Source organism: Gordonia sp. i37, assembly GCF_002043085.1.
Classification (GTDB): Bacteria; Actinomycetota; Actinomycetes; order Mycobacteriales; family Mycobacteriaceae; genus Gordonia; species Gordonia polyisoprenivorans.
In genome coordinates, this window is sequence record NZ_MVPX01000247.1 from 1 (window position 1) to 5,280 (window position 5,280).

General features: G+C 67.9%; 6 protein-coding genes and 1 pseudogene. 2 read left to right on the forward strand and 5 right to left on the reverse strand.

From position 1 onward, the window contains the following. Together B1964_RS11515 and B1964_RS11520 are read right to left on the reverse strand one after the other, a co-directional pair. Positions 1–271, reverse strand: a 271-nt coding sequence (locus tag B1964_RS11515) for a helix-turn-helix domain-containing protein (RefSeq protein WP_139765705.1), incomplete at its 3' end; no start/stop codon positions are given. Positions 272–384: 113 nt separating this feature from the next. Beyond that, positions 385–822, reverse strand: a pseudogene (locus B1964_RS11520) (PaaI family thioesterase); the annotation flags it as partial. A 93-nt stretch (positions 823–915) separates the two neighbouring features. On the opposite strand from B1964_RS11520, the gene B1964_RS11525 reads away from it, so the two are divergent. Beyond that, complete coding sequence (locus B1964_RS11525) at positions 916–1,743, forward strand: crotonase/enoyl-CoA hydratase family protein (protein WP_079929833.1); 828 nt, start codon at positions 916–918, stop codon at positions 1,741–1,743. 29 nt (positions 1,744–1,772) lie between these two features. On the opposite strand, the gene B1964_RS11530 is transcribed toward B1964_RS11525, so the two are convergent. After that, positions 1,773–2,246, reverse strand: coding sequence for a nitroreductase family deazaflavin-dependent oxidoreductase (locus B1964_RS11530; protein ID WP_079929834.1), 474 nt, complete (start codon positions 2,244–2,246; stop codon positions 1,773–1,775). A gap of 133 nt (positions 2,247–2,379) precedes the next feature. Here B1964_RS11530 and B1964_RS11535 point away from each other — a divergent pair, with 133 nt between their 5' ends. After that, complete coding sequence (locus B1964_RS11535; protein ID WP_079929835.1) at positions 2,380–2,937, forward strand: hypothetical protein; 558 nt, start codon at positions 2,380–2,382, stop codon at positions 2,935–2,937. A 20-nt stretch (positions 2,938–2,957) separates the two neighbouring features. Here B1964_RS11535 and B1964_RS11540 read toward each other — a convergent pair whose 3' ends face one another. Both B1964_RS11540 and htpG read right to left on the reverse strand, forming a co-directional pair. Then, positions 2,958–3,992, reverse strand: a complete 1,035-nt coding sequence (locus B1964_RS11540; RefSeq protein ID WP_079929836.1) for a hypothetical protein — start codon at positions 3,990–3,992, stop codon at positions 2,958–2,960. After that, on the reverse strand, positions 3,985–5,280 hold a 1,296-nt coding region (gene htpG, locus B1964_RS11545; protein WP_079929837.1), incomplete at its 5' end, for a molecular chaperone HtpG. The genes B1964_RS11540 and htpG, both read right to left, overlap by 8 nt.

Below are 5,280 nucleotides of genomic sequence, written 5' to 3' on the forward strand. Positions count from 1 at the left end.
AGGCCCGGCTGAATCCCTCGACCGTGTCGTAGCCGGAATCGAAGGCCACCTCGGTGACCGAACTCCCCTGGCGCAGATACCAGCACGCCCGCTCGAGCATCACCCGCCGACGCATCGCCACCGGTGACTCTCCGGCGAATCGGCTCACCTGCCTGCTGAAATGGAATTCGGAGCTGTGCGCACCCGCCGCCATTCCGGACAGCGAGACGTTGTCGTCGGCGAGTACTGCGTCGAGCAATTCACGCACGCGGTCACGACCGGGGTCGGTCATGACCGGAGAACAGGGGTCGTCGTCATGGTTCCAGTATCTGACGCCTGCGCCCTGCGCCGCTTGACCGTTCTTGCGGTACTCCCCCGAGACGCTCGACTCCTTCGGTGGTCGGCTCAGCCGTCGCCGAGCGACGTGCGCAATGACTCCGCGGTCGCCGCGTCCCGGGCCCACCGCGGCAGGATGAAAATCCCCTCGGCTTCGGCGGTGACACCGTCGGCGGTCAGGATACGGCCGGTCGCAATCGATTTGACACCCTCCACCCGATCGAGGCGCGCCTCCGCACGGATCGGCCCGAGCGCGGTCCCCTGTCGACAGCGGACGGTGAGGGTGCCGGTCATTCCCGGGTGTCCCGCGTGCTCGGCCGCCGAGCCCAACAGTTGATCGAGGACTGCGGCGACCATTCCGCCGGGCACGAGACCTGCCGGGCCCTCGTACGCCGGCCCCAGTTCGAATTCGGCGAAGGCCAGATCGCCGTCGTGGTGTACGACGACCGGTGGGGCGACGGGATTGCGTAGTCCGTTCACCGCGTTCCCCCACGTTCGCTTCGTACCGAAGGATCCACTCGTCCGCGTCCGCCCCGATCACCTGCCCGCCGCAGACGTGCGGGTGAGTCGCACGATGAGCGTCTCGGTAGCCTGCTAGGCATGAGTGACACACAGCGGAAGGCCTTCGACGTCGTGGTCGGCGACGACATCGCCGAGGTGAGCCTGATCGGCCCCGGCAAGGGCAATGCGATGGGCCCGGATTTCTGGGCGGAGCTACCGGTGCTCGTCGCCGAACTCGACGCCGACGATGCGGTCCGCGCGATCGTGCTCCGCGGTTCGGGTGCGCACTTCTCCTACGGACTCGATCTCGCGGCGATGGCCGGTGACCTCGGGGCGGTTCTCGCCGACGGCTCGAAAGCCAAGGAACGCACCGAGTTCCACGACACGATCCGTCGCATGCAGGCATCGATCACTGCCGTCGCGGACTGCCGCACACCGGTGATCGCGGCGATCTCGGGCTGGTGCATCGGCGGCGGCGTGGACCTCATCACCGCCGCCGACGTCCGCTATGCCAGCTCCGACGCGAAGTTCAGTGTGCGCGAGGTGCGTGTGGCGATGGTCGCCGACGTCGGCACCCTGGCCCGCCTGCCCGGGATCATCGGCGAGGGGCACCTGCGGGAGCTCGCGTTGACCGGCAAGGACATCGACGCCGCCCGCGCGGAGAAGATCGGGCTCGTCAACGACGTGTTCGCCACCCCGGAGGAGGCACTCGAGGCCGCTCGAGCGACCGCCCGCGAGATCGCCGACAATCCGCCGCTGGTGGTCCAGGGCGTCAAGGCCGTGCTCGATCACAGCCGTTCCGCGGCTCAGGCCGACAGCCTGCGCTATGTGGCGGCCTGGAACGCGGCGTTCCTGCCGAGCAACGACCTCACCGAGGCGGTGACGGCCGTCTTCGAGAAGCGCAAGCCCAGGTTCTCCGGATCCTGAAGAACCGAAGCGTCACCGGGAGGCCGGCCTCAGTCGGTCGGCGTGAGTTCGAAGACCGGGATCAGCCGGTCGGTGCGCTTCTCGTAGAGATCGAAGTTGGGCCACACCGACCGCAACTCCTGCCATGCGGCGGCTCGGTGATCGTCATGGAGTTCGGCGACGCGCACCGCACGGCGCCGGCCACGGTCGATGATCTCGGCGGAGTCGGTGGCGCGCAGGTTGTACACCCATTGCGGAGTCTTCTCGCCGCCGAAATACGATCCGGCGATCAGCCAGCGGCCGCCGGATCGCGGGACCGCGAGCAATCGCGTCTGCCGCTCCACACCGCTACGCCTGCCCGCCACCAGCACGGTCGTGTTCGGCAGTCCGGCAATGTCGAGCAGTCCGTACCGCTCGCCGGTCAACGTACGTATCACGTTGTCACACTTGACAATCTTCGGAAGATAGCGCGGCATCCAAGGAATCGAGCCGATGCGGACGGCCAGCGGGGTGAGTAAGCCCATCCGCCCAGTCTGGCACGGGCCCGGTGCACGAGACCGACATGGTTGCGCAGCGGGCCCCCATACGTCAAGGGCGGGACTCACAGGTGTGGATGCAAGTGCGCACCACAGGTCCACGTCGGCGCAGGATCTGCCCATGACATCCGATCACCGCAATCCCACATCCCCTCAGCCTGTCTCCGGGGCGGCCGACCCCGTACCCGACAGCACCGTTCCCGACAGCACCGTTCCCGACAGGGCCGTTCCCGACACCGATCCGATCCCACCGACCGAGGCCGCGCAGCTGCCCTTCTACGATGTCGCCGAACTCCGCGAACGGTGGCGTGCCCTGATGGGGCCACTCGGATTCGACGAGCCGACCCTGTGGCTGGTCTTCGTCGAACGCGGCACGCAGATGATTCCCGTGATCAACCAGCTACCACTGCCGCACACCCCGAATCGCCATCTCCTCGACACGATGATGGAGCACCTCGGTCAGGTGATCGCCGCGAGCAGCGGATTGTCCCTCGCCGCTCTGCTGGCGCGTCCGGGGGCTGATGGGGTGACGGCGCGAGACCGCGGGTGGGCATCGATGATCACCGAATGTGCTGCACGCCACCGAGTCCCACTGCAGCCGCTGTTCCGCGCCAACGACATCGCGGTCGTCGCGTTGCCCGGAGACGCCGAGTCGGGTGCGCTCGACGCGGCGTCCTGACCTCGCCCGCGGACGGCGCCTCAGCCGGCAGATGAGTACGTCGGGACGGGTTGTGCGTCGAGGTCGACCGCACCGTTCATCGGCTGGTCCACCTCCGCGGTCGTCTCGCCACCGTAGGTCGCGGTGTAGTGCGCCCGCCAGGTGACCCCACCGAACACCGATACCGAGGTGGGGGTTGCCGGATCGAGTTCCCGGACCAGGTCGTGCAGACTGCTCGGCGCGCGCCAGCGGACCGAGGAGACCTCTGCCGAGCGGTACAGGCGTTGCACGCATCCCGGCCGATCCGTCGAGGCGTCGGCCTGCGTGGAATTCGCGCATCGATCCAGGTAGGTGTGCAGCGCCGAGTCCACCGCAGCATTGCCGGCGTCACCGAGGGTGACGCCGGGATCGGCCCTCGTCGGCGCCGCCGCACCCCCGGTGACGTCGGTCGAGTCGGTGACGGCAAGGTAGCGATTGCTGCTTCCCCAGACAAGACGGCCCGGAAAGACATAGGCGGTGCCGATCCCGGCGACCGGCCGACCCTGCAGCGACAGACCGGGAATCGTCGACGACGCCAGTTCCACCGCGGCGAGACCGTCGTCGACCAGCCATCGCCGGCCGTCGCGTACCGTGCGATACGTCGTGCGGACCGGATGGCCACCGATCCGGAACTCGGCACCGACGTCGGCGGACTCGCCGGCGGTCCGGGAACCGGGGGGTGGGGTCGGCGCGACCGGAGTCGTCGAGCCGCCGCTGCTTTCACCCGAACCGAGCTCGCGTGCGGAGACGTCGGTGATCGCGGCGGCGGCGTGCGCCCGCGCCAACGCGTCGGACGTCAGGAACTCGCGCGACGGGGGCTCGGTCATCAGCGCGAGCGCGGCGGCACCGTCGTCGTCGGCGACCGCGCGCAGAAAGGCAGAGACCGTCTCGGCCGGGGTGGACGGCGAGGAATCCTCACGTCCAAGGGTGAACACCAGCGTCGTCGCCACGGCAACGACGATCACCACCAACGTGGCGGCGCCGGCGAGCCATCCTCGTCCCGGCCGGCGGCGCCACGTGGTGGTGGGCTCACTCACCCGACTGCGTCGCCCCTTCTGCGTCCACTCCTTCTGCGTCACCCTTCGGCGACTCCCCCGCGGTGTCCCCTGCCGCAGCGGCACCGTCCTGCTCCTGCGCGCCGAGCGAATCGGTGAGCGTCGCCGCCAGCAGCCGGGCGAACGCGGCCGGGTCGTCGAGTTCGCCGCCTTCGGCGATCAGCGCCATGCCATAGACGAGTCGGGCGGTGTCGATGAGCGACTGGTGATCGGTCGTGGCACCGAACGCCTTGTTCAGGCCGGCGACCAGCGGGTGCGCGGCGTTGAGTTCGAGTGCCCGCTTGGTCTTGGGCACCTCCTGACCCGACGCCCGATACAGCTTCTCCAGCTGCGGCGACATCGAGAAGTCGTCACCGACGAGGCACGCCGCCGATTCGGTGAGTCGTTTGGACAGCCGAGCCTCGGTGATGTCGTCGGAGAGCGCCTCGCCCAGCCACGTCAGCAGACCCTCGAAGTCCTTGGCCTTCTCGTCGTCGGCATCGTCGGCGTCGGAGTCCCCGTCGATGCCGTCGAGGTCGACGGCTCCCTTCGCCACCGACCGGAACTGCTTGCCCTCGAATTCCAGGCCGGCACCGACCCACATCTCGTCCACTGGATCGGCGAGGATCAGCACCTCGATCCCCTTGGCGCGGAACGCCTCCAGATGCGGGGAGCTCTCGATCTGCTGACGCGACTCACCGGTCATGTAGTAGATCGAGTCCTGCTTCTCCGGCATCCGGCCCACGTAATCGGCAAGCGACGTCAGTTCTTCGTCGCTGTGGGTGGAGGCGAACACCGACGCCTTGAGGACGGCATCGCGGTTGTCGAAGTCGTTGACCAGACCTTCCTTGAACACGCGACCGAAGCTCGACCAGAAGGTCTGGTAGTCCTCCGGCCGGGAGCTGCGCATCTCGCTGACCGTCGAGATGACCTTCTTGGTGAGGCGGCGCCGGATGGCACGGATCTGCCGGTCCTGCTGCAGGATTTCCCGAGACACGTTGAGCGACAGGTCCGCGGCGTCGACGACACCCTTGACGAACCTCAGATACTCGGGCATCAGCTCTTCGCAGTCGTCCATGATGAACACACGCTTGACGTAGAGCGAGATACCGACGTTGCGCTCGCGCATGAACAGATCGAACGGCGCCTGGGTGGGGATGAACAGCAACGCCTGGTACTCGAAGGTGCCCTCGGCCTTGAGCGTGATGATCTCCAGAGGCTTTTCCCACGCATGCGAGACGTGCCGGTAGAACTCCTCGTATTCCTCGTCGGACACCTCATCGCGCGAGCG

What these genes read in the sequence shown, in the direction of transcription:
- B1964_RS11525 (WP_079929833.1), top strand. Translation starts at nt 916, where the DNA reads ATGAGTGACACACAGCGGAAGGCCTTCGACGTCGTGGTCGGCGACGAC.
- B1964_RS11530 (WP_079929834.1), bottom strand. Translation starts at nt 2,246, where the DNA reads ATGGGCTTACTCACCCCGCTGGCCGTCCGCATCGGCTCGATTCCTTGG.
- B1964_RS11535 (WP_079929835.1), top strand. Translation starts at nt 2,380, where the DNA reads ATGACATCCGATCACCGCAATCCCACATCCCCTCAGCCTGTCTCCGGG.